Annotated in this window: 28 protein-coding genes and 1 pseudogene; 17 read left to right on the top strand and 12 right to left on the bottom strand. The window is 54.6% G+C overall.

Going from position 1 to position 22,809, the window contains the following annotated elements; translation table 11 throughout:
- Positions 1-22: 22 nt before the first annotated feature.
- The 4 genes and pseudogenes from ABYK60_RS15440 to ABYK60_RS15425 all read left to right on the top strand — a co-directional run.
- Positions 23-136 (top strand): annotated as a pseudogene (locus tag ABYK60_RS15440) (alpha-amylase family glycosyl hydrolase); the annotation flags it as partial.
- 228 nt (positions 137-364) lie between these two features.
- Positions 365-841 (top strand): helix-turn-helix domain-containing protein, encoded by a 477-nt coding sequence (locus ABYK60_RS15435; RefSeq protein ID WP_372872915.1) that lies wholly within the window; start codon positions 365-367, stop codon positions 839-841.
- A 194-nt stretch (positions 842-1,035) separates the two neighbouring features.
- On the top strand, positions 1,036-1,821 hold the full coding sequence (locus tag ABYK60_RS15430; RefSeq protein WP_372872914.1) for a GNAT family N-acetyltransferase: 786 nt from the start codon (positions 1,036-1,038) through the stop codon (positions 1,819-1,821).
- 299 nt (positions 1,822-2,120) lie between these two features.
- On the top strand, positions 2,121-3,458 hold the full coding sequence (locus tag ABYK60_RS15425; RefSeq protein WP_372872913.1) for a coproporphyrinogen III oxidase family protein: 1,338 nt from the start codon (positions 2,121-2,123) through the stop codon (positions 3,456-3,458).
- Between the two features lie 281 nt (positions 3,459-3,739).
- On the opposite strand, the gene ABYK60_RS15420 is transcribed toward ABYK60_RS15425, so the two are convergent.
- Complete coding sequence (locus ABYK60_RS15420; RefSeq protein WP_372872912.1) at positions 3,740-4,156, bottom strand: GFA family protein; 417 nt, start codon at positions 4,154-4,156, stop codon at positions 3,740-3,742.
- Between the two features lie 234 nt (positions 4,157-4,390).
- Positions 4,391-7,129 (bottom strand): M16 family metallopeptidase, encoded by a 2,739-nt coding sequence (locus ABYK60_RS15415; protein ID WP_372872911.1) that lies wholly within the window; start codon positions 7,127-7,129, stop codon positions 4,391-4,393.
- Positions 7,130-7,350: 221 nt separating this feature from the next.
- Between ABYK60_RS15415 and ABYK60_RS15410 the strand changes: the two genes are divergently transcribed.
- Positions 7,351-7,953 (top strand): Hpt domain-containing protein, encoded by a 603-nt coding sequence (locus ABYK60_RS15410; RefSeq protein WP_372872910.1) that lies wholly within the window; start codon positions 7,351-7,353, stop codon positions 7,951-7,953.
- Positions 7,946-9,076, top strand: a complete 1,131-nt coding sequence (locus ABYK60_RS15405; protein ID WP_372872909.1) for a response regulator — start codon at positions 7,946-7,948, stop codon at positions 9,074-9,076. The genes ABYK60_RS15410 and ABYK60_RS15405 overlap by 8 nt, the downstream gene beginning before the upstream one ends.
- Here the strand turns inward: ABYK60_RS15405 and ABYK60_RS15400 are convergent.
- Positions 9,073-9,264, bottom strand: coding sequence for a hypothetical protein (locus ABYK60_RS15400; RefSeq protein WP_372872908.1), 192 nt, complete (start codon positions 9,262-9,264; stop codon positions 9,073-9,075). The two genes, ABYK60_RS15405 and ABYK60_RS15400, sit on opposite strands and share 4 nt — an antisense overlap.
- Before the next feature lie 159 nt (positions 9,265-9,423).
- Between ABYK60_RS15400 and ABYK60_RS15395 the strand changes: the two genes are divergently transcribed.
- Together ABYK60_RS15395 and ABYK60_RS15390 are read left to right on the top strand one after the other, a co-directional pair.
- Positions 9,424-10,434, top strand: a complete 1,011-nt coding sequence (locus ABYK60_RS15395) for a GlxA family transcriptional regulator (protein WP_372872907.1) — start codon at positions 9,424-9,426, stop codon at positions 10,432-10,434.
- Positions 10,416-10,583, top strand: coding sequence for a hypothetical protein (locus tag ABYK60_RS15390; protein ID WP_372872906.1), 168 nt, complete (start codon positions 10,416-10,418; stop codon positions 10,581-10,583). The genes ABYK60_RS15395 and ABYK60_RS15390 overlap by 19 nt, the downstream gene beginning before the upstream one ends.
- Positions 10,584-10,608: 25 nt before the next feature.
- Here ABYK60_RS15390 and ABYK60_RS15385 read toward each other — a convergent pair whose 3' ends face one another.
- On the bottom strand, positions 10,609-10,734 hold the full coding sequence (locus ABYK60_RS15385) for a hypothetical protein (protein WP_372872905.1): 126 nt from the start codon (positions 10,732-10,734) through the stop codon (positions 10,609-10,611).
- Positions 10,735-11,045: 311 nt separating this feature from the next.
- On the opposite strand from ABYK60_RS15385, the gene ABYK60_RS15380 reads away from it, so the two are divergent.
- The 5 genes from ABYK60_RS15380 (at position 11,046) to ABYK60_RS15360 (ending at position 15,443) form a co-directional block, all read left to right on the top strand.
- Positions 11,046-11,735, top strand: coding sequence for a TetR/AcrR family transcriptional regulator (locus tag ABYK60_RS15380; RefSeq protein WP_372872904.1), 690 nt, complete (start codon positions 11,046-11,048; stop codon positions 11,733-11,735).
- On the top strand, positions 11,732-12,709 hold the full coding sequence (locus ABYK60_RS15375; protein WP_372872903.1) for an HlyD family secretion protein: 978 nt from the start codon (positions 11,732-11,734) through the stop codon (positions 12,707-12,709). The genes ABYK60_RS15380 and ABYK60_RS15375 overlap by 4 nt, the downstream gene beginning before the upstream one ends.
- Positions 12,702-13,634 (top strand): ATP-binding cassette domain-containing protein, encoded by a 933-nt coding sequence (locus tag ABYK60_RS15370; RefSeq protein WP_372872902.1) that lies wholly within the window; start codon positions 12,702-12,704, stop codon positions 13,632-13,634. Before ABYK60_RS15375 ends, ABYK60_RS15370 begins: the two co-directional genes overlap by 8 nt.
- On the top strand, positions 13,624-14,760 hold the full coding sequence (locus ABYK60_RS15365) for an ABC transporter permease (protein ID WP_372872901.1): 1,137 nt from the start codon (positions 13,624-13,626) through the stop codon (positions 14,758-14,760). Before ABYK60_RS15370 ends, ABYK60_RS15365 begins: the two co-directional genes overlap by 11 nt.
- 77 nt (positions 14,761-14,837) lie before the next feature.
- A complete protein-coding gene (locus tag ABYK60_RS15360; protein WP_372872900.1) occupies positions 14,838-15,443 on the top strand; it encodes a DUF2238 domain-containing protein in 606 nt (201 codons plus the stop codon).
- A gap of 73 nt (positions 15,444-15,516) precedes the next feature.
- Here the strand turns inward: ABYK60_RS15360 and ABYK60_RS15355 are convergent, their stop codons facing one another.
- Positions 15,517-15,789: a hypothetical protein gene (locus ABYK60_RS15355; protein ID WP_372872899.1), complete on the bottom strand. Its 273-nt coding sequence runs from the start codon at positions 15,787-15,789 to the stop codon at positions 15,517-15,519.
- A gap of 288 nt (positions 15,790-16,077) precedes the next feature.
- On the opposite strand from ABYK60_RS15355, the gene ABYK60_RS15350 reads away from it, so the two are divergent.
- Positions 16,078-16,365, top strand: coding sequence for a hypothetical protein (locus ABYK60_RS15350; RefSeq protein ID WP_372872898.1), 288 nt, complete (start codon positions 16,078-16,080; stop codon positions 16,363-16,365).
- A 65-nt stretch (positions 16,366-16,430) separates the two neighbouring features.
- Here ABYK60_RS15350 and ABYK60_RS15345 read toward each other — a convergent pair whose 3' ends face one another.
- The gene (locus tag ABYK60_RS15345) at positions 16,431-16,805 is read right to left on the bottom strand and encodes a thioredoxin family protein (RefSeq protein WP_372872897.1); all 375 of its coding nucleotides are present in this window, start codon (positions 16,803-16,805) and stop codon (positions 16,431-16,433) included.
- A 116-nt stretch (positions 16,806-16,921) separates the two neighbouring features.
- On the opposite strand from ABYK60_RS15345, the gene ABYK60_RS15340 reads away from it, so the two are divergent.
- Positions 16,922-17,359 (top strand): DUF6491 family protein, encoded by a 438-nt coding sequence (locus ABYK60_RS15340; RefSeq protein WP_372872896.1) that lies wholly within the window; start codon positions 16,922-16,924, stop codon positions 17,357-17,359.
- Between the two features lie 84 nt (positions 17,360-17,443).
- On the opposite strand, the gene ABYK60_RS15335 is transcribed toward ABYK60_RS15340, so the two are convergent.
- From ABYK60_RS15335 to ABYK60_RS15310, 6 genes are all read right to left on the bottom strand, one after another.
- Positions 17,444-17,869 (bottom strand): Hsp20/alpha crystallin family protein, encoded by a 426-nt coding sequence (locus ABYK60_RS15335; protein ID WP_372872895.1) that lies wholly within the window; start codon positions 17,867-17,869, stop codon positions 17,444-17,446.
- A 163-nt stretch (positions 17,870-18,032) separates the two neighbouring features.
- On the bottom strand, positions 18,033-18,194 hold the full coding sequence (locus ABYK60_RS15330) for a hypothetical protein (protein WP_372872894.1): 162 nt from the start codon (positions 18,192-18,194) through the stop codon (positions 18,033-18,035).
- Positions 18,195-18,221: 27 nt separating this feature from the next.
- Positions 18,222-18,431, bottom strand: a complete 210-nt coding sequence (locus ABYK60_RS15325; protein ID WP_372872893.1) for a hypothetical protein — start codon at positions 18,429-18,431, stop codon at positions 18,222-18,224.
- A gap of 87 nt (positions 18,432-18,518) precedes the next feature.
- Positions 18,519-19,655 (bottom strand): ABC transporter permease, encoded by a 1,137-nt coding sequence (locus ABYK60_RS15320; protein ID WP_372872892.1) that lies wholly within the window; start codon positions 19,653-19,655, stop codon positions 18,519-18,521.
- Entirely contained in the window at positions 19,652-20,386 is a 735-nt protein-coding gene (locus ABYK60_RS15315; protein WP_372872891.1) for an ATP-binding cassette domain-containing protein, read from the bottom strand. Before ABYK60_RS15315 ends, ABYK60_RS15320 begins: the two co-directional genes overlap by 4 nt.
- A gap of 11 nt (positions 20,387-20,397) precedes the next feature.
- The gene (locus ABYK60_RS15310) at positions 20,398-21,930 is read right to left on the bottom strand and encodes an alpha/beta hydrolase (RefSeq protein ID WP_372872890.1); all 1,533 of its coding nucleotides are present in this window, start codon (positions 21,928-21,930) and stop codon (positions 20,398-20,400) included.
- Positions 21,931-22,019: 89 nt separating this feature from the next.
- Here ABYK60_RS15310 and ABYK60_RS15305 point away from each other — a divergent pair, with 89 nt between their 5' ends.
- Both ABYK60_RS15305 and ABYK60_RS15300 read left to right on the top strand, forming a co-directional pair.
- Positions 22,020-22,391 (top strand): GntR family transcriptional regulator, encoded by a 372-nt coding sequence (locus ABYK60_RS15305; protein WP_372872889.1) that lies wholly within the window; start codon positions 22,020-22,022, stop codon positions 22,389-22,391.
- A 19-nt stretch (positions 22,392-22,410) separates the two neighbouring features.
- The coding region (locus tag ABYK60_RS15300) for an ATP-binding cassette domain-containing protein (protein WP_372872888.1) at positions 22,411-22,809 on the top strand (399 nt) is incomplete at its 3' end.

Below are 22,809 nucleotides of genomic sequence, written 5' to 3'. Positions count from 1 at the left end.
TTTAGACCAGTCGAGGTTTATCATAGCCACTGCCCATCGCCAGTTACAGGATAATGAAAGCTCGCCCTTATACAAGGTGATTAACCGTTGCGTCAGAAGGTATTTTTTGTGTGGTGAAGATGCGCTTTCAGAGCGCATAAGAGTTTTGGATGTCCCGCTTTTTCTTCTTTTTTTCAATGTATAGCGAAGCCGAGGCGAAAGAAACGGGCAGATTTTTCGGCTCACCGGGACTCATTGGCATAGACCCTAAACACACAGTGGCAGCCGAGTGGCATATGACGTCACAAGGATGTCGTATTCAAATTTAATTGATTTTGCTAAATTTATCGACACAGACTCAAGTAATTGAAGCGGTTATAAGAATATGGACGTTATCCTGAACAACGAAGAAATACGCAGTTTACGAACAAGTAAAAACTGGACCCAGCAGCATCTTGCTGCGCTTTGTAATGTGAGCCTGAGAACAATACAAAGAGTAGAAAAAAGCGGCGTCACCTCCATCGAGACTCTGGCGGCGTTAGCCTCGGTATTTGAAGTTTCCACCGATGATTTACGTAAAGAACCGCTGACCACAGAGGAAAAACTTCAGCTGGAAGCAATGTCCTCCGCTTCTGTCTCGAGGCTTAAGCTAAGGGAATTGATCCCCTTATTTCTCATCCTGTGTATTGTGTATGCTCCGGCTGAAATACCGGAACGCAATACAGTGATAGGTGCCCAGATTTCATTCTACTCCCTACTGCTGTGCTGGTTTTATAAGGAAGGTATATACAGTAAAACGGCCCTGCACTTTATCACTACTGTGTCTATCGGTCTGGCAGTGCTCTGGTACTTTGGTCTTTAGTGACAACACCGGACAGCTTTCCAATGGATGTGCTCCTAAGCCGCCAAGGGGGAGCCTTATTGCCGCCGCGCTCTTATTCTGGCGTCTATATAAGTGCTCGGTTGGGTGAGCCTGGGGGTTTCATTGGCTGGAAGTAGTAACAAGCGCTATGGTTTTTCTGATATCCCACCAAAATGAACCGAAGGCCATCAGCTATGACCACAGAATCCAAGCCTCTTACCGAATCAGTATTACGGGGGCTCACGAATGACGCCCTCACTAGGTTTCTAAGCCAGGCGGCACAGTATGAAGCCGCTGCCCGCCCGGGTTTGCAGTTGGTGTTGTCGAACGAACCGGTCGCAGACCTGAATATGTTGGTGGTTGGCGCTGGTGCAGACCATCAACAATTTCGCGACATGGTGAATTCGTGCCTTACGCGCAATCTTCCTTTTCTGGTGATGGTCTTTCCTGAAGCAGGAGAGGCGATTGATGAGCTTGCGGCGAATTTGGGCCTTATCTACGCGGTGGACTTCCCGATTATGGTGCGGGACGATCTGCTGCTGGAGCCTTCAGGCAATTCTGAAATCATCGTCGCCAGAGCACAAAGCCCTGCCGATGCGAAAGCAAGCGCAGCCGTCGCAGCCTCCGCGTACGGTATGCCAGAAGCAACCGTCCTTCGGGCTTTTCCTCCGTCCCTGTTCGCTACGCCGGCGACCGATGTGTTTATCGCCCGCTTCAATGGCGAACCAGTGGGAAGTGTGACTTTAACTTACCATGGCGACACATGCGGTATTTGGGCAATGGGGACCATAGCTGCACGACAGCGCGGCGGAATTGGCCGGCGGCTGCTATCCACTGCTATGGTACATGCACGCAATAGCGGTATCAGCCGTTTCTTTCTCGGCGCAACACCAGCGGGTTTGCGACTGTACGAGAGTCTGGATTTTAAAACGGTTTGCGCGGCCCGGGTGTGGGTGTCGGGTGAGACTCACCAGTCGTAACAACGCGATGGCGGGCGCAGCCCGAGGTTGCGCCGGCAAACCACCTTGCAAATACCGAGTCACAATCCATTGCGTTTGTTTCGGTGTTGTGAGCGTTGAATAAACAAACCGTGTATTCAGCATGGCTAAAATATGCGCTGCTTAACAAAAACCGTTGGTGGACTCTGGTAGCTTGGGCAAATCCGTAACAGCTCACGTTTTGCCTATATCAAAGGGGGTAGTCTTAGGGACGCAGTTTCGGAATCTTCTTTTTGATTATCAAAAAGATCCATTTCGAATGATCTTTGACAGGAAGCCCTATGACCAGCAACAGCAGCACCCTAGCCATCTCCAAGGCCGCCGAGGCCCGTGTCGATATCAGTTTGCCTGACTGGCTGCTGAGTACGGCTGAGCGGGTGATGAATTTCTATGTCGACCGCAATCTGCGGCTCGATACCCTGTCGGTCGATACCATGCCCGCGCCTGTGCCGGGCAAAAAGTACATGCTGTACGCCCATGTGCCTTTTTGCCATACCCTTTGTTCTTACTGCACTTTTCACCGCTTTACCTTTAAAGAGGATAAGGCGCGCGCCTATTTCATCTCGCTGCGTAAAGAAATGACTATGGCCAAAGAACTTGGCTACGATTTTGAGTCCATGTATATCGGTGGCGGCACCACCACAGTGCTGGAGGATGAGCTGGCCCGCACCATTGAGCATGCCAGGCTGCTGTTTCCGTCGATTAAGGAAGTGTCCTGCGAGTCAGACCCGCGCCATCTGGCCAGCCCCGAGTTTCGTCAGCTCAAGGGCTTGGTGGACCGCATGTCCATCGGGGTACAGAGCTTTGATGATGGCATCTTAAAGATGACCGATAGGTTCGAGAAGTTTGGCTCGGGGCTGCAAACCTTCGACCGTATTCAGGCGGCCAAGGAGCTGTTTCCGATTATCAATGTGGATTTGATTTTTGGCTTCCGTGGCCAGAGCGAAGAGATTATTCAGCGCGATCTCGACATGGCGCGCCGCCTCGACCCCCGGCAAATCACCACTTATCCGCTGATGATCACCCACCAGACCCGCAAGAGCGTGAAGGGCACGCTGGCGGCGCCCCAGGCGGATCTGACCCGGCAGTACCGCCAAATCCTCACCAGTTTACGCGGCCAGTACAACCAGCTGTCGAGCTGGGCATTCGGTAAGGCCAATGACGAGGGGTTTGACGAGTATGTGATTGATTATGATGAGTATCTTGGCGTTGGCTCGGGCTCGTTCAGCTTCCTTGGCGATACCCTGTACGTGAACACCTTCTCGCTGCGCAAGTATCAGGAGCGCATCGAGGCGGGCAAGATGAGCGTCGAGCAGCAAAAGCGCTACGACACCAAGGCCATCATGCAGTACCGCTTCCTGCTGGGTTTATTCTCCGGCCGCCTGTCGCGCCAGTATTTTCGCGAGACCTTTGGGGTGAACCTCGATACTGCGCTGTTTAAAGAAATGACCGCCATGAAGCTGATTGGCGCGTTGAAAAACGACCCGGCCAATCCAGAGGATCTTATCATCACCGACAACGGTAACCTGATGGGGCTGCTGATGATGAAGGAGTTTTACTCCGGCATGGATAACGTACGGGCACAGCTGCGTAAACCTTTGAAGTCTTGTGATATGTAGCCAAGGTTTGGTTGCGGCAGCCTTTCTCCTCGGCCGCTCTCATCTCGTTGGAAAGAAATTTGCTGCCAGCCTTTATCTCGGTGAAACCCAGCCCGGCGCCGGCGGTAAAGGTGCCGGTTCTCGCCCTGCTGACTACCCTGGGTGCCATCCCCTGTAGCCGTAATTAGTCAAGCAGTGGTGCCATCGCCTACTGTGCCGCCTGATTGCGCATGGCAAAGCCCTTGATGTGCTGTAAATGACCGCTTTAGATCTGAATGCCGGCATAGTGCCACTGGTTTGAGTCAGTCTCTCTGGCACAGATTGTGGCGTTCAGAGGGATGGTTCACGCCATCGCACACGGGCACCTCCCCCAGCAAGAAGGGATCGACCCCCTCGAGGCAACCAACGTTATAGCCGAATTCAGCGGGATTGGAGCGGCGCTGGTGGTGGGTGTAAATTCCGCAATGGCCGCAAAAGAAGTGTCTGGCGGTGTGGGTGTTGAATTGGTACTGGCGCAGAGTATCCTGCCCTTTGAGGATATGAAGGCCGGCGAGGGGCACACTGGCATTAATGGCACCACGGCGGCGACACAGGGAGCAGTTGCAGCGGCGCGGTTTGACAATCCCGTCGGGCAAACTGAGTTCCAGTACCACGGCGCCGCAGTGACAACTGGCAATGTGTTTTGGTTTGATGGCGGTGCCCCCTACTTGCTTGATCATCCCTTTACCTCATGAAGTTTTATCTACTTATAAGTTACGGCGACAACCCTGCTCGGGCAAGTGGCAATTGTTTTCTATCAAGTCATTGTTTGATATGTTCAAATTCGTAGCTTAATGATAACTGTTTGATTTTTGTGGGGCGAGACTGGGGGACTACCCTTGCCACCGCCAGCACCAGGCGTGTCGCAAAAAAACAGGCCGCAGTTGCGGCCTGTTTTGTTTGATGCTGCGAGGTTACTCTACTTTGCTTTGATCGCCGGCGCGGATCAGGGCGAAGTCGTCCACCTTCACATACTTGCGGAAGGCCTTGTTCAGGTCCTCGGCGGTGAGGGCGGCCAGCTTGTCTTCGAAGGCCTTATCGAAGTTCATGGTGCGATCCAGCTTGAGGTTGCCAGCCAGGGTGCGTACCAGCTCCTTGTCCTGGGAGCGACTGACCTTGCGGCCTTGCAGCAGACCGGACTTGGCCGCTTCTACTTCTTCTGCGGTAAAGCCGTCTTTCAGCAGGCGGGCGATTTCTTCCTTGAAGCCCATTTCCACCTTGGCGAGGTTTTGTGGCGCGCAGATGGCATAGGCGGCCAAAGCCGCGCGCTCATCTTCGCTGTTCATGGAGAAGAAGGAACCGGCGCCATAGCTCAGGCCGTCCTGCTGACGCAGGCGGGTGGCCAGACGCGAGCTTAAGAAGCCGCCGCCAAGGATGTAGTTACTCAGCACCATGGCGGGTGCATCGGCGCTCATATCGCCTACGGGTACGCTCATGGAGGCAACGAAGGTAGCGTTTTCCTTGTCAGGGGTGTTGAACACCACAGGCTTGTTATCCAGCTTCACGTAGGGCGATGGAATGCGCTGATAGCTCTGCTTGCTCTTCCAGCCATCGGTGAGGCTCTTAAGTGATGCCAGGGTAGCGTCTTTGTCGAAGTCACCTATCACTGCAACCTGCATCTGCTTGCTGTTGAAGAAGTCGGCGTGGTAACGCTTCACCTGCTTTAAAGTCAGCTTGTCCAGTTCGGCCAGTTGCTCTTCGAAGCTGCCGGTGTAGCGCGGATCATCTTTGCCATAAGGCGCCTGATGGCGATTTAACGCATTGAATGCCAGCGACTGGGGATCCTGCAGATTCTGCTCAATGGCAACCTTCACTTCGTCCTTATAGAGGTCGAACTCCTTTTCAGGGAAGCTTGGGTTACGCAGCACATCTGTGATGATGGCCAACACAGGTTGTAGGTTGGCTTTGGTGGTTTCCAGCGACACAAACAGGTTGCCGTTGTTGGCGCCCACACTGACGCTGGCCTGTAGTTTATCCAGCTCTTCTTTGATCTGTTCACGGCTGTATTTGCCTGAGCCGCGCATCAGCATATCACCTACGGCCTCGCCCACGGCGTTCTTGCCGGTGAGGCTGCGCAGATCGCCAAATTGACCGGAAAGACGCACAACTACGGCTTCGCCACGGGTCTTTTTAGCCAGCAGCGATACTTCGGTGCCGGACTCCAGGGTCAGTGTTTCAGTGCGCTCATCGATATTGCCATGGGATGGGTCGAAGGCTTCGCCCTGCGCCACTTGCTCGCGGCCCTTGTAGTCCTTCACCAGGGCATCCACATCGGCTACCAGCGGGATTTCCACCCGTGCAGGCTTATCGGTGGGAATAAAGCGACCTAGGGTGCGGTTGTTCTGGGTGAAGTAGTATTCCGCGGCGCGCTGCACATCGGCGGCAGTCACCTGCTCGAGGCGATCGCGATTGAGGAATAGCAGACGCCAGTCACCCATGCCCAGCCACTCAGACAGCTCCAGCGCGATGCGCTCGGAAGAGTTGAATGCCAGAGTTAGATTTTTCAGCAGGGTCTGCTTGGCGATTTCCACTTCTTTATCGGTAATCGGCGTCGTGTTTACCGACTCCAGAGTCTGCAGCATTGCGGCCTGAGCCTTGTCGATGTCGGCACGTTTATCCAGCTCGGCGAGGAAGATGGCGACGCCCGGATCCTGCCACTGGAAGTTCATGCCAAACACAGAGGTGGCCAGCTTGTTTTCCACCAGTGATTTGTGCAGGCGACCATTGGGGGTAGCTGACAGTACTTCACCCAGCACATCAATGGCGGCGAAGTCTTCGTGGGCTCCCGGTGGCACGTGGTAAATGGTGCCCAGCAGCTGTACATCACCCACGCGGCGCACTGTGACCTGACGTTCACCGTCCTGCGCTGGCTCAATGGTATACAGCGGCTCTATGGTGCGGTTTGGCTTGGGGATGGCGCCGAAAGTATTTTCTATCTTGGTCAGCATCTCCTTGGGTTCGAACTTACCCGCCACAATCAGGGTAGCGTTGTCCGGCTGGTAATACTTGCGATAGAAGTCCTGCAGCCGCTCGATGGAGACATTCTCCAGATCTGAGCGGGCACCAATGGTGGTTTTGCCGTAGTTGTGCCATTCGAAGGCGGAGCCCAGCATGCGCTGCAATGTAATGCGGAATGGGCTGTTTTCGCCCCGTTCAAACTCATTGCGCACCACTGTCATCTCGCTGTCGAGATCCTTCTTGGCGATGAAGGAGTTGACCATGCGGTCTGACTCCATCGACAGTGCCCAGTCGATGTTTTCTTCGGTGGCGGCGAAGGTTTCAAAGTAGTTGGTACGGTCGGTCCAGGTGGTGCCGTTGGGGCGGGCGCCGTGGCTGCTCAGTTCGGCCGGAATATCTTTGTGCTTGGGGCTGCCCTTGAACACCAGGTGCTCCAGCAGGTGCGCCATACCGGTTTCGCCGTAGTTTTCGTGCTTGGAGCCGACGTGATAGGTCACGTTAACGGTCACGGTTTCCTTGGTTGGATCGGGGAACAGCAGTACCTTGAGGCCGTTATCGAGGCGGTATTCGCTGATGCCTTCCACCTCGGTGACTTTTTGAATGTCGGCGTAGGCCTGAATGGGCCCAAGGGTTCCCAAGGTAAGAATCAGCGCTGTGGCAATGCCGCTTAGGCGCTTTTTATGGATGATGGTCATGGAGACGTCCTTTTCGTTGTTGGTCAATCATTATAAAACGCCTCAACTTAACAATGATTTGATGGCAAGACCAGCGCCAGCAGTCAAATGATGAGAATGAATCGCAACAAATTATTCTGATGGTCTGCGCGCTGTCTATACTTTTTAAACGGTACAGTGCTGTGCTCTTGATGATGTGCATATAGCGTCTTTTGTCTGGCGTTAGATTGGAGAGATACTCAATGAATGTCGGCAATGAAGTGACTCCGGGGTTGGAGTTGCGGGATGCATTGGAACGGATGGGCGGTAATTGCAGTTTACTTCATGCCATACTCGCAGCCTTTCACGAACAATATCAGGATCTGCAAGAACAGCTTCACTCGTTGGCAGAAAATGACGATCGGCAGGCGTTGTTGATGTTATGCCATACCCTCAAAGGAGCTGCGGCTAACATCGGAGCATTGCGTCTGGTCCAGGCTGCGGCTGCGGTGGAGGCACAAGTCAAACATGGTGATTTTCCCATTCAGGCCGTGCTTATACATGAATGTATAGCTGCATGGGATGAGCTATCCCCGACGCTGGCGCAATTATTGGCTCGAACCGAACAACAAGAGACTTTCTGCATTACAGCTTCTGAATTGAGGCGGCGTCTTGTGCGTTTGCGGCACATAATTGAAAGTGATTTTGCTGCGGCGGACGCCGAGTTTATGGCGTTGCGCCACGCACAGGTTCCAGGGGTGTTTCAAGGTGATTTTATACTTTTTATCAAGCAGTTTGACGCGTTTGATATGCAAGGTGCCAAGGCGTCAATTTGTCGTATGTTAGTGAGGCCGCTAAATGAATGAAAAGCCCAGGTTGTTGCTGGTTGACGATTCACCCAGCGAGCTTCGAATTTTGATGGAAACACTCCATGATCGTTATTCCATCAAAGTAGCGACCTCGGGCGAACAAGGGTTGTCTATGCTGGGTGAGTCATTGCCTGACTTGGTGCTGTTGGATGTTTTTATGGTGCCACTGAATGGTTATCAGGTCTGTGAGCAGCTTAAAGTGTTATATCCTCAGCTGCCGGTCATTTTTGTGTCTGCTCATACTGAAACAGATGAGATCCTCAAAGGTTTTGCTGTCGGCGGGCAGGACTATATCACTAAGCCCTTTGATCCAGAGGTACTCGAACGTAAAGTCAATTTGACTCTGAAGCAGGTGAATCAACAGCAAAAACTGGATCGTGAAAAAAAGGAGGCCACTGCCATGGTGATGGCAGCCATGGGCAGCGCCGCCGATATCAGTGTTATCGTAAACTTCTTGCGGGCTTCCACCAAGCTTAGGGATGCTCAATCTCTGGTGCAGAGCATTTGCGAGGCCAGCAGCCAGTACGGGATACAGGTGTGCAGTCGCATTGTGGGCGTTAATGACAATCCTTTTTACGCAGCTTCGCTGGGAGGGGTACAGCCTCTGGAGCAAATGTTGATGGACAGAACGGCTGAGCTTAATTGCCGGTTTCTGGAAAAGGGAAACCGTTTGATCCTGCATTATGAATCCGTGGTGATGTTGGTTAAGAACTTGCCTGATAAGCCAGAGCGGGTAGGGGAACTGCGTGATTACCTGTTTATTTTAATGGAGGCGGCCAATGACTTGAATCTCAGGGTCAAATCGGACTCCAATGCCACCGAACAGCGCATGACCATGATGATGGAAACCGTGGATGAATCCCGGATCACGCTACATGAAATTCAGGAGTTTCAAACCGGTTATAAGCAAAAGAATATGCAAATCATGAATGATCTGATGATGGACATTCAAACCGGCTTTCTTTCCATGGGGCTGTCGGAAGAGCAGGAGGAATGGATCACTGCCACCATTTTGCGCAAACTGGATGAGAGTGTGACCCACTTGGAGTCTGGATTGAAAGTCGATGACAAGCTGCTGCGGATTATCAGGCAGCTTGACAACATGGCCAAGGCCCTTTAGTCACAGCGACATCCTCGTTGCCACACAAGCGCGGCTCCCAGGCCGCTCATCAGCATAAGTACCGGCAGTACTAAAAAGTGCACTATGGGCGAAGCCGGTAACTCAAAATTCAACCACAGCAGTAAAAACCAACTCAGCCCCAGATAGGCGAGCCCGGGTAGGGCACGGATTCGCAGCAGGTGTTTCATGTTTCCTTCCTCATTCACTGCACGGTGTACATTGCCGTAAAAACAGTTTAAAAAGTCATCAAGCTGGCTTAAAGTGTCGTTATTGACACATTTAAGGTTAATAGTGACATGCCTGGTTCCCGTATCAAATTGGCCATCCTGGTACCTGAGCAACCCGTTATGAGCAGTGTTACTGCCTTGATGGATTTGTTCCGGCATGCCAACACCTACATTGAGAAGATGGGCCTTACCGGATTGCCCCGGTTTGAGATATCGCTTTACTCCGCGGCCGGTGGCTGGATTGGGCAGGATGGTGTCGCCGTTGACACGCAGGCGGTGAATGCCCTGCCAACGGTTGGAGAGGCAGGATTGGACGTCACAGGGCAGCAGCCTTTGCCAGATGCCGTGGTGGTGACAGCGCCTCTAATTCTCGATGGGCTGGGGCTGCATCAAAACCTCGATGCCTTTGCGGTATTTGTGCCCTGGCTGGAGGCCGTGGCTGCCCGCAAGGCGGTAATAGGCTCGGCCTGCGCGGGCAGTTTGCTGCTGGCCGGCAGTGGTCTGCTCGATGGCCACAGGGCCACCACCGCCTGGTGGTTGGCAGCGCTGTTTGGCAAGCACTTTCCCGCGGTGGAACTAACCCTGGATGGGCTGATTGTGGAGGACGGCCAGTTTATTACCGCTGGTGCCTCAACCGCCAGTTACAGCCTTGGGCTGGCGATACTGGCGCGGCTGGTGGATGTGCGGTTTGCATCGGCCATGGCCAAGCTATTCCTTATTGACCCCAACCGCGCATCCCAGCGGGTGTTTATGGAGCAGGCGCCGCAGATCCAGTTGCATCCCGACCCCGAAGTGGCGCGGATTCAGCAGTGGATTGCCGACAATCTGGAGTCGTCCATCGGACTCGATACCCTTGCAGACCGGTTTGCCATGGGCAAGCGCACCCTGATCCGCCGCTTTAAGGCCGCGCTGCACGAAACCCCGGTAAGTTACATTCAAAAGCTGCGTATTGACCGAGCCAAACAGTTGCTGGAAGGAACCGAACTGGGGCTTGAGGCCATAGTGCCGCAGCTTGGTTATGAAGATGTGAGTTCGTTTCGCAAACTTTTTGTACAGCACACCAGCCTGACACCCAAGGCCTATCGCGAACGTTTCCGCTCCCGCAATGGCTGTTGCCCCGCGTCTCCCTGAACCCGCAATCTCCCCCACACAGATTAAAGAGACGTTTTTATTGGTGGCTTACCGAAAACGTGCTGCACACCGGTGGAGGTGACCTGCTGGTGCTGGCCTCGGCGGCACCAACCCTGGAAGCAGAAGCGTCACAAGGCTCAGGGGTGTAAGCGCTTGAACTTTTGGGTAAGCGATTTATACAAAGCGCAGCAGCCACAGGCCAAAATACATGGCCACCAAGGCATATAACCAGCGACGTCGCTGCCGGTGTTGCCGTAACTCAGGGTCGTCATTGGTTGCCAGCTCGCCATCCTTCAGCATGGCTCGGATATAATCGCTGCGAACCGGCGTACCGGGCCGGCGGTTATAACTGTAGGCCTGATGCTAGATATGGGGGTATTGCCTTTGGATGTGTTTGTATAAGTCGCGATGCAGCTTCATCTCTATGCCCCCAGCTGCAATCACCAGATACATGGCAAAATCTTCAATCGCCATCCTTGCTCCTGCTGTTTGATCCTGTTTCCAATAACCGGAAATTCCTCATTCTCCACAGATTTGGAGAATTTTGATACTGCCATTGTTGGGCGCTTTCTCCTAGTATTTTCATCATGTGAGGAATTCAGGGAAAGGTCATGGCCAGTAAACGCTCGGCAGGTAAAACACGCTTGGGTAAAGGCCGCCCCAGTGGCGACAGCGATGCCCGCGCAAGATTAATTGATGCGGCGCGGGAAGCCTTTATCGCCCTTGGCTATCAAGGGGTATCGACCCGCGAGATTGCCCGCCGGGCCGAGGTGGATGCCGCCATGATCCGCTACTATTTCGGCGGCAAGTCGGGGCTGTTTGAGCATATGGTGCGCGAAACCCTGTCCCCCGTGCTTGAGCGCTTTAAGGTCTTGTCGCAGCAGGGCGCCCCTCAGGATTTGGCTGTGCTGATGCAAACCTATTACAGCGCTATCGGTGCCCATCCCGGCCTGCCAAGACTCATCTTCAGCACCCTGCATGAGGGGCCGCAAAGTGAGTCGTTTCGGCTGCTGATGCTGGTGTTTGGCGACGTGCTTAAGCTGTCGCACCGTTGGCTGATGCAATCGCTGGTGGCCACAGGGGCGCTGCGCCCCGATATCGACCCGCAACTGGCGCGCCTGAGTCTGGTCAGTCTGATGGTTTTTCCCATGATAGCGCCACCGGCATTGTTTCAATCTCTTGGACTCTCGCAGTCCCCGGACGGTCTGCAACAGCTGGTGTCTCACCATATCAAGGTACTGAGTCAGGGCATTCTGGTTGCACCGACTCACACTCAAATTCAAACCGGAGATGCTCAATGAAATCCCGATTATTTGCCGCGCCTGCAATCCTGATGTTGTTTGTTCTTGGCGGCTGTAACGACAGCGATGATGTGATTTACGGCACCGTAGAGCGCGACCGCCTCACGCTGACCGCGCCAGTATCGGAGCTGATTGTCAGCATCCCCGTAAAAGAAGGGGATGAGGTCAAGGCGGGTACCTTGCTCCTTGAGCTCGACAGCCGCGGCGCCGAGGCGCAGGTGGCACTTGCCAGGGCCAATCTTGCCGGGGCCGATGCCCGCCTCAGCGAACTCACCAAGGGCGCCCGCGATGAAGAGCTGGCGCAGGCCAAGGCCAGTGTCGATGGCGCCAATGCCAGTGTGACCGAGGCCGAGGCACAGTTTCAGCGCACCCGCAAACTGGTGCGGGAGAAGGTATTGACCCAGGCCGATATGGACAAGGCTATTGCCGCCCGGGACCGGGCACTGGCGGAGCAAAAACGCGCCTCGGAAGTCCTGAAAGAGCTGATTGCCGGTACCCGCAGCGAACAGTTGCTGCAGGCCGAAGCTGCGGTGGAGGCTGCGCGGGCGCAGCTGGCATTGGCCGAAAAGCAGCTTGGTGACCTGAAACTCTACGCCGCCCGCGACGCCGTGGTGGAACTCTTGCCCTGGCGCGAGGGCGACAGGGTGACTCAGGGCAGCCAGCTGGTTGGCCTGTTGGCACTGGATAAGCCTTATGTGCGTGCCTATCTGCCTGCCCCCGCCCTCAGTAATTTGCTTCCCGGCTCTGAGGTTGGGGTGCGGGTGGATAATCCGGTCGATACAAGTTCGGAGAGGGTTATTAAAGCAAAGGTGCGCCGCATTCGCGCCGAACCGGCCTTTACGCCCTTTTACGCCCTCAACGAGCGTGACCGGGCGCGGCTGATGTACCTCACCGATATCGACCTGCCCCAAGGCAGTACCCTGGCCACCGGCCTTGCGGTCGAAGTGGTGCTGAATGGGGGCAAGCATGAGTGAGTTTGCCATCGAAACCCGCGGTATGAGCAAGCGTTTCGGTGAGCTCGCCGCCGTCGATGGGGTGGATTTAGCCATTCCCAAAGGCAGTATTTACGGCTTTCTTGGCCCCAACGGCTGCGGCAAGTCCACCTCGATTCGGATGCTGACCGGCCTTTTGCGGCCAAGCGCCGGCGATATCCGGGTCTTGGGTGAAACCCTGCCCGGCGCCGAGGAGCGACTGCGCTCGCGCATCGGCTATATGACTCAAAAATTCTCCCTCTACGAGAACCTGACCGTGCTGGAGAACCTGCGCTTTGTGGCGCGCATTTATGGCCTCAAGGGCGCGCGGGCACACACACGAATCGATGAGCTGCTGAGCCTTTACGCCCTCAGCGGCCGTGAAGGGCAGATGGCGGGCTCCATGAGCGGCGGCCAAAAGCAGCGCCTGGCGCTGGCGGCGGCCACTATTCATCAGCCGGAGCTGCTGTTTCTCGATGAACCCACCTCGGCGGTTGACCCGGAAAACCGCCGCGAGTTCTGGGAGCGGCTGTTTGACCTCTGCGCCCAGGGCTGCACCATTCTGGTATCGACCCACTATATGGACGAGGCCGAGCGCTGCCATGGCCTGGCGATCCTCGAACGCGGTATCAAGCGTGCCGATGGTTCGCCCAAGGCGCTGATGCAGGCCATGGGCGCCCGGGTGGTGGAAGTGGGCGGCGATGAGCTGCGTGCACTTAAGCAACAACTTATCGTCAAACCTGAGGTGTTGTCGGCAGCGCAGATTGGCAGTCGGCTACGGGTGCTGGTCAGTAGCAGCGTCAGCGACCCTATCCGCTGGCTTCAGGCCTCAAGCGGTAACCGCCCTATGGATGAAGTGCGACCAAGCCTTGAGGATGTGTTTGTTACCTGCACCGGCGAGCGGACGGGAGGTCAGCATGTGGCTTAGAGTCTTTGCCATTTTAATCAAAGAGCTGCGTCAGCTTTCCCGCGACCGTATGACCTTTGGCATGATAGTGATGATCCCGCTGGTGCAGTTGATGTTGTTTGGCTACGCCATTAACACCGACGCCCGTCATCTGCCTGCCGGTGTGCTGGATTTGAGCGCCACCTCTGAGTCCCGCGCCATGGTGCAGGCGGTGAGTGCGACCCAGGTGGTGGATTTTGTGGCTGTTTATCACTCGGTGCCCGAAGCCGAAGCCGCCATTACCGCCGGTAAGGTGAAGGCGGTGTTGGTGCTGCCCGCAGACTTTGGTGAGCGTCTGGCGCGCCATCCCCAAAGTCAGCGTGAGCTTCACGCCAGTGGCAGCTATTTCGCCGCCCCCGTGGGCCAATGGCTGGTGGATGGCTCGGATACCGTGGTTGCCAGCGCCATCCGCTCGCTGCGCGCTATGCCACTTGCCGAAGTGCTCGGCAGGCCGGTAACCGACACTGTGCCAAGCCTCGAGGTGGTCAACTACTTCAACCCAGAGCAGCGCACCGTGGTGAACATAGTGCCGGGGCTGTTGGGGGTGATTTTGACCATGACCATGGTGCTTTTTACCTCGGCCGCCATAGTGCGCGAGCGCGAGCAGGGCAATATGGAGTTTTTAATCACCACTCCGGTGCGGCCGCTGGAGCTGATGCTGGGTAAAATTCTGCCCTATGTGCTGGTGGGCTTTATTCAGGTGGGCATTATCCTCGGCGCCGGTCATCTTATCTTTAAGGTGCCGGTGCGCGGTGGGCTCGACTCGTTGGCGCTGGCGGCCATGCTGTTTATTCTGGCAAGCCTCACCCTGGGGCTGGTTATTTCCACCATCGCCCGCACCCAGTTGCAGGCGATGCAGATGACGGTATTTATCCTGCTGCCATCGATATTGCTGTCGGGCTTTATGTTCCCCTATGAGGCCATGCCGGTTCCGGCGCAGTGGATTGCCGAGGCACTGCCCGCTACCCACTTTATGCGGATGTCGCGGGCGATTATATTGCGGGATGCCGAGGTGATGCAGCTTGGGTTTGATGCCCTGTGGCTTATCGGGTTTTCGGTGGTGGGCATTATTATCGCCACGCTCAAATTCAGTAAGCGCCTGGATTGACCTTTGGCATCAACGGCGACAGCAACGCCATTCGCGGGTAAACTGCCTGAGTCTATTGAAAATATTAGGGTAATGGCATGGGCAGATTACTTTGGCTCGGGGTGTTTTTGGCGGTGTTTATCTGGTCGGCGATTGGCCCCTTCGACCGCTTCACCTGGTTTTTGGAAGTGGTGCCGGCACTGATTGGTTTTGCTGTGCTTGCCGCAACCGAGCGGCGTTTCCCGCTGACGTCGCTGGTGTACGCCCTTATTCTGATCCACTGCGTGATTCTGATGGTGGGCGGCCATTACACCTATGCCGAAGTGCCGCTGTTTGATTGGCTGAAGGAGCCCATGGGCTGGGAGCGTAACAACTACGATAAGCTTGGCCACTTCGCGCAGGGCTTTATTCCGGCGATGATTGCCCGTGAGTTGGTGCTGCGTTTGGGCGTGATGAAAAAGGGCCATTGGTGTAACTTCTTTGTGGTGTGTTTCTGTTTGGCTTTCAGCGCCTTTTACGAGCTGATTGAGTGGTGGGTAGCGATAGCCACCGGCGAAGGCGCCGAGGCGTTTTTGGGCACCCAGGGCTATGTTTGGGATACTCAGTCCGACATGGGGTTTGCCCTGCTGGGCGCAATAGTGGCACTGCTCAGTTTGAGCCGCTGGCACGACCGCCAACTGGCGAGGCTGGCCGCCAAGGCATAGTTGTCTCTGGCCTGAAAAAAACCGCCGCAAGGCGGTTTTTTTATTAGCATCGTTATCGCTGTTTTTATTGGTACTACAGCTGGTTGCGGGAGCCTGGTTCTTGGTCGCTGTCATCGTCATCACCCCCGTCAGGTGTGGCCTTGTTCTTGCGCTGCTCCTGCTTGGCTTCATCCAGTTGCTTGAATGACTCGGTGGGAATGGGGAACAGCGAAATCAGCAGAAAAAACGCCATAAACAGATAGGCGCCCTTGGGCATATTGCGCGCCCAGCGGTAAAGCCGCCACATCAGCCAGGGCAATGCTGCCAGCATTAGTACAACAAAGCCTGTCAGCGACCAATGCGCCATCAGGGCTCCTTTTGTGTGATTCATTCCATTGCTTAGAACATAGACATGGAGGCGAGTGGCCGGATTTCAAGCGTTGGCAGGCTGTCCGTCTGTTCGTCTGTCCGGACGGACAGCATAAAGTGTCCGCGGGCAGGGGCAGACAAGTTGCGAAAGTGTCCGCTTAAAGCTGGTTTTAAATAAAGTCTATTTAAAACATGATGTTGAAACTTTGGCACAAGAGTTGATTTAGTCAGGTTGTCCCACAGTGACGGACAACCAAATCAATCAAATCAATCAAGGAGCAACACCATGAACACAGTAAGCCGTAACGCCAAAGCCCTGTTTGCCGCCTTCAGCCTGATCCTGACCGCCCCTGTGGCATTGGCTGACCAACAACTGCTGGAAGACATCGACAAAGGTATGAGCCAGATGCGTCAGCAAAATCTGACCGAAATCCAAAGTGATATCCGTCTGGAACACAGCCGTGAGCTGGCGTTTGATGGCAACGAATTGGAAGTGAGCTACCCCAGCGTGAAAACCGTGAATACCCTGCTGCAACAGTCTGCCGTTGTGTTTGAGCTGACCGCGAGGGATTGAGTGGTGAAAGAGGATACTGCCGCCGGAGCTGTGACAGCCTTATTTAGCCCGGCGGTGACCATCCCTCAGCCAAAGCAAATCGAGTAGGGCCGGGTCAGCAGTTGTCTGATATCGGCGATTGAAAATACCTTCGCCAGTTCGCCAAAACTATCCCCCTGGAAATACACCCGGATACCGGGCAGTGCAAATACCCCCAGCTGTGCGCAAAGCGCCTCTCCACCGGCCTGGCAGTCGACATACGCAAGCTGCATGGCAGGAAATTCCGTCTCAAGCAACTGGGAGATTCTGGGCTTGAGCGCCTGACATACACCGCAGTCCTTCCCGCCAATCAACAGCAACAGTCCCTGATGTTGTTTGAGTGCGCCTGCCAGTTGCTGCGGCGTTTCCAGCGTAAGCATGTCAAAGTCTCTCAATCTGAATGTGATGGTACATTTTGCCACAGTTTTCCTGAACGGGTGGATGATGCAAATTGACACTTTTGGCTAACTGTAACCCGCCTGTGTTGGCGCTACACTCAATGACTGACAAAAGCTGGGTTTCCCAAAGGAGATGCCTGATGAAAAGCGTGTTTCAATCTATCACTGTGGTGTGTTTGTCTGTGTTACTGCTGGCCTGTTCAAGTAATCGCCTCAGCCGCGATGAGTGGGAACTGAAGGTAAATGAGTCCATCAGTCAGTGGCAACTGCAGAGCGTGAAAAAGGTGAATACCTTCCGACTCGATAGCTGGGCCAGTTTGGGGGAGAAGCATCTCATTCTGCGAACCAGTCCGGGTAAGCCCTATTTGGTGGAGTTGGATTCGCGCTGTCCTTCTTTGGGATTTGCGCAGGCATTGATGCTTGATCAGAGTCTGTCCAGCAGTTTGCAGGCGGGTTTTGATTCTGTGTTTACTGCCCGTGAGCCACAATTCAAGTGCCGGATCAAAACCATCTATCCGCTTACCAGGGAGCAGGACAAGGGCTTGTTGGCAATGGATGGGCAGGAAAGCAGTTTGTAGTTGATTACACTTAAGATGCATATTGATTTTCAGCAAAAAAAGCGCCGCAATGCGGCGCTTTCCCCGGTGCCAAAGCCTGGGATTCTAGTGGATATCTATCCGTTGGCAGCGTTGTTTTTTCTGCTCTGTCTTTGGCAGCAGCAGATATAGCATGCCGTTGTCGAATCGGGCGTTAATGGCAGTTTCGTCAACGTTATCTGGCAACTGGAAGCGGCGGGTAAATTGCCCATGGAACCGCTCACTCAGGTGCTGCTTATCGTCGGTGTGCTCGTACTTGCGTTCACCGGACAGAACCAGATAGCCATCCTCTATGGCCAGCTCTATATCGTCTTTTTGGATCTCCGGCAGTTCGACTTTCAGCTGATAGCTTTCGGCATTTTCACTGATGTCGGTCGCAGGTAACCAGCTGCGATGGCCTGTTAACATAGGACCAGACCAATGCACCATGGGCTCTAACCGGCGCAGCATGTCGTCAAAAGCTTCAGCAGGATTCCAGGGACGCAGTTTCATAGTTTCCTCCTTACAGGCGCCAATCCTGACTCGCTTCAACGAGGGAGGGAATCGCTTCCCTCTATCTATAAATATGGCGCTAAACCTCATTTTTTCAAGGGTTTTTTAAATTTAAGATTTTGAGATGCGATTATCGATTAAGTTGTTGAAATAAAGAACTTTATTAATTTTTGCTTTGAATTTTAAGGCTGTGTAATCGAAGCAGTGCCAGAGGAACGGCAAACGCCAGTCCGTTGATGTAGCTGTCCATCGCTACGCCAAGGCAAAAACCGATGGCAATCCCCGGCGCTACCGCACCTGATATACGGCAGATGATGTTGCGCATATTGCTGTTCCCCGCGAAGGAGGTGGCTCAGAGCCGGGATATTTTTTGTTTCAGTTCATAGCCAGGGTCTGTGACTAAGGCCTCGAGAGTGGCGACGCGGGCTTTTAATTCCGCATTTTCCTTTGCCAGGCGTTCATCTGTTTTGCGGCTTTCAGGGCGGGTTCTGAAGTAGCTGATTGCCACCTGGGAGGCAAAAGCAGCGCTCATGATAAGGGTAACGGCGGTCAGTTTGTCCATAACAGTATCTCCCGGGTGGTTGGTTGCAGCCCTGTGTGATGCCGGGGCGAACAGGCTCGCCCCGGTTGTGGTGTTTACAGCTTATTGTCAGAGTCCGAAAACCACTTTCTCGCTTTTAAGTGACCTTTCCATAAACAGCGCCAGACCAAGAGCTATTGCCAGTGTAGTGGCAGAGGTAGCCAGCAGCTGTATCAATGGCAGTTCCTTGCCTTTGACGACTTCCATCAGCGCCTGTTGCTGGCCCGCCAGCGGAACCCAGGCCATGATGTCCGGCGCAATCTGATAGGTGCTGGCCATCACCAGCATCAGTGGCACAAACAGCACCATGGTGAGATACGACTGAGCTTCCTTAAAGGTTTTCGCCATGAAGGACACCGCCAACTCCAGGCTCGCTGCCAGCAAGGCAATAGGCAGAGCCACCAGTAACATCAGCAGCATAAAGCCGGGGTCGAGGTTGATGGCAAAGCCCAATTCGTGCCAGGGTACCTGGGTGTAGGCAAATTTTGACACGATAAGAATGAGTACCACGCCCAGCATGGCAAAGCCGGTGACCGCCAAAATTTTCGACCACACCAGTTCGCGGGTGCTGATGGGATGGCTGAGCAGCAGCGCCAGACTGTTGCGTTCACGCTCGCCGGCACTGGTGTCGATGGCAAGGTTCATGCCGGAGATAAACACCGCGTAAATCATGGTAAAAATCGCCAGGCCTAAAATCATCCCGCCCTTGGAGTCGGCGGTGGCCTCATCCTGTACTTCTACCTTCAGCGGCTGCACCACTCTTGGATCGATACCGCGGGCGATCAGACGCAGACTGCCCATCTCGGCGCTGTAGTATTTCAGCTGAGCTTCCAGGCGGCGGATAGATTTTTGCAATTTGTCGTCAGAATTATCGGCAACCACAGTTACCAGTGCACCCTCGCCGCTGGCCATCTGCGTCGGGTACTCCTCGCTGATAATCAGGCTAATTTTTTTGGCTTTGGTTTCATCGTCACTGTGGCTTATGCCCTTGCTTTCCAGGTAATGCACCAAATCTCTGGCTTTGTCGGCATTGTCGATTCTGATAAATAAATCATCCGGACTGGACAGTTGATTGATTAGCACCATAAACAGGCCGCACATAATCAGTGGTGTACCTATGGCGTAGTAGAGACCTGCCATCACAGAACGCTTGTCACGGGCAGCATCCAGCAGCTCCTTGCGAAGCATAGTTAATATCCGTTTCATGCTGCGATCCCCTCGTCGGTTCCAATTAGTTGAATAAACGCTTCTTCCAGTGATTCATGGCCGGTTTGTGCACAGAGTTCGGCAGGGCTGCCCACGGCAACTACCTGACCTCGGGCCATCACAATTACCCGGTCACAGAGGGCTGCGACTTCCTGCATCACGTGGCTGGAGAACAGCACGCAATGCCCCTGAGCACGCAGGTCTTTGAGCATATCCCTGAGAATCCGGGTGCTCATGACGTCCAGCCCGCGGGTGGGCTCATCGAGGATAATATTGCGTGGCTGATGAACAATGGCCTGTGCCAGTGCGGTTTTCATTCTTTGTCCCTGAGAAAAACCCTTGCAGCGGCGGTCGGCAATCTCATCCATTTTCAGCTGGGTCAGTACCCGGGCGGTGGCTTCCTTGGCCGTGGCCCCATTCATGCCTGACAGCTCGGCAAAAAAGCGAATGTATTCCCTTGGGGTGAGGCGCTCGTAAAGCCCGAAGGGATCAGGAAACAGGCCAAGAGCCTGTTTGGCGGCTATGGGATTTTTGGCCACGTCGATACCATCGATTTCGGCAACGCCTTCATCGGACTTCAGCAACCCGAATACAGTCCGCAGGCAGGTGGTTTTTCCCGCGCCATTGGGGCCAAGCAGGCCGGTGATTTCGCCGTCACGGGCCTCAAAGCTTAAGTTGCTCAGTGCCTGAACCTGACCGATTTTTTTATATAATCCGTTAACTTTAATCATGATGTTCTCCGTTACTCCTGGGTCTGGGCGCTGTTGGCCGCCGCTGGCAGAGGTTCGACTGTGCTGGCATTGAGGTAAAAGCCACGGCGAATGTCTTTGGTTACACAGGCGCTGTCGAGTTCTTTTACAGATGCTTCGGATACAAACTCGGCCACTATGCCAGCCACGCAGGACTCACGTGCAATGCCGTGGCCTGAGTAAGGCGCTACCAGATGCAGTGAGTTACTCAGGTGTTCTTTGGCAATCTCTGCCCAGCCTGGTGGGGTGGCGGGATCAAGTTCGCCGGAAAGCAGCAGTACCGGTTTATCGCTGCTGACGCCCTCGGCGAAGTCGGCGGGCACCTCAGGGACTTGCCAAATGGCGCATGCCTCAGCCAGGCCATTAAACATCTGGCTGCCGTAGTAGCTGGCGTCGAGTCTGGCCTTCATCGCCGGGTCGATGCGGTGCATATCTTCACCGCAGACGACAGAGTTGTGCATGCCACCCGCCAAATCCAAACTGCCAACCGTCATGCCATAGAGACCAAGAATGGCTTGATAATTGTGATTGGCCGCCTGATGAATGGCGTAGGGCAGCAATGCGCGGGTGTTGGCAGAATAGAGTGCCAGCCGCACTACACCGGCAAACTTGCTGCGGGTCAGCAGAAAAGGCTGGATTTCGCCGGTGAGCGGGTGTTGCACCCTTGTCTCTACAGGTGCCTGGCTCAGGCGTTCATGTACGCTGGCAAGTTCGGCGCCGAGGTGTGGAAATTGCTTCTGACAGGCAGGTGTGTTGCCACAGTCCTGCAGCATCAGATCAACCGCCCGGTCGATGGCTTCGCCGATGGCAATCACGCTTTGCTGCATGGGCACGACGCCATCCAGTACCGTGGTAGCGACGCTGTCCGGGTGCTGCTTTAGGTACAGCTGCGCCATACGACTGCCATAGGATACGCCGTAGATATGCAGCTTCTGATACCCCAAAGCCTTGCGCACAGCTTCAAAGTCGCCCAGAGCAGTCAGGCTGCCGTATTGGGTGATGTCTGATGTTTGTGCATCGAGACACTTTTGCGCTTCGACTTTAATATCTACCGACTCATCGTTATAGGCCAGCATGTCTATTAAGCCCTGTTCGCACTGCAACAGGTTAGAGCGGCCGGTGCCTCGTTGATCTATCAATAAAATGTCGCGGGTTTGGCGCACCTTCTGGAACATGCGCTCGAAGCCGGCCGCATTGTCGATGGCTGACTGCCCCGGTCCACCGGCAATGGCCAGAAAGGCCTCATTGGGGAAGCTTGGTTTGATGGCCGGCAATACGGCATAGTGCACTTCAATTTGCTTGCCCTCAGGCTGGGAAGGGTTTTCCGGCACTTTTACAAAGCCGCAGCGAACTCTGTCGGAAATCCCGCTCAGGTAGCAGCTTTGTGGCGAACCATCCAGCTCTTTGTCCAGCATATTGGTATCTATCGCGAGGCTGGGCAGTGAGGCCGCAGCCAGGGCGAGCAAGGTGGCACCGGCAAGCGGAGACAGCTTGAGCACACCTTGGCGAAAAATCCTTGCTTTCATATGACCTTTTCCTTTTTGAAATCCTGACCGAGTGTGTTAGTTTATAGTGTATCGGTGTATCAATGTATTAATACAGTGATTCAAGGCTAATGTTAGAACTTCTCAATGTCAACCCCTCCAGTGGCGATCCTATTTATCGTCAGCTGCACGAGCAGATAGTCAGGCTCATCATCTCAGGCCAATTGGCTGAGGAGGATGTGCTGCCTTCTGTGCGCCAGATTGCCGAGGCTCTGGCGGTGAACCCGATGACGGTATCCCGCGCCATCCAGCAGTTGGTGGATCAGGGCTATCTGGAGCGGCGGCGTGGTCAGGCGACCCGGGTTGCTGCCCGAGGCGGCGCGCAGCCCACCTCAAGCGCCGAGCTGCTTGGCCCCAAACTCAAAGAAATCATCAATGAGGCGCGGCAGCTGGGTATGACACACCAAGAACTTGAAACCCTGCTTAAAGACATGTGGCAATGAGGCCCTGACGACCATGGATATGATGAAAGAAGGACCCTTATTAGAGGTTCGCGGACTGAAAAAGCGCTTTGACACCAAGTTGGCGCTGGATGGCATCGACCTGACCCTGGAACCCGGCATGGTGATGGGACTGCTGGGGGAAAACGGCGCAGGTAAGTCCACCCTGATGCGCGCCATCCTGGGGTTGGTGGTCGCCGATGAGGGCGACCTGCTCACCCTGGGCGTGCCTGCCTCTCAGCTGGGCGCGAATCAAAAGGCCCGTATCGGCTATGTGCCCCAGCAGCATTTTGGCTACGAGGGTTTCAGTGTTGAGCGCGCGCTGGCGCTGCATGCCAGCTTTTATCCTGACTGGGATAGACAGCTTGAACACAACTGGCTTAATCGGTTCGGGCTGGAAAGCAAAGCTCAGGTCAACCGG

Source organism: Shewanella sp. (genome assembly GCF_041630135.1).
In the GTDB taxonomy this organism is placed as follows: Bacteria; Pseudomonadota; Gammaproteobacteria; order Enterobacterales; family Shewanellaceae; genus Shewanella.
The sequence above is the reverse complement of the archived record's forward strand: the minus strand, read 5'-3'. Positions and strand labels throughout refer to the sequence as shown.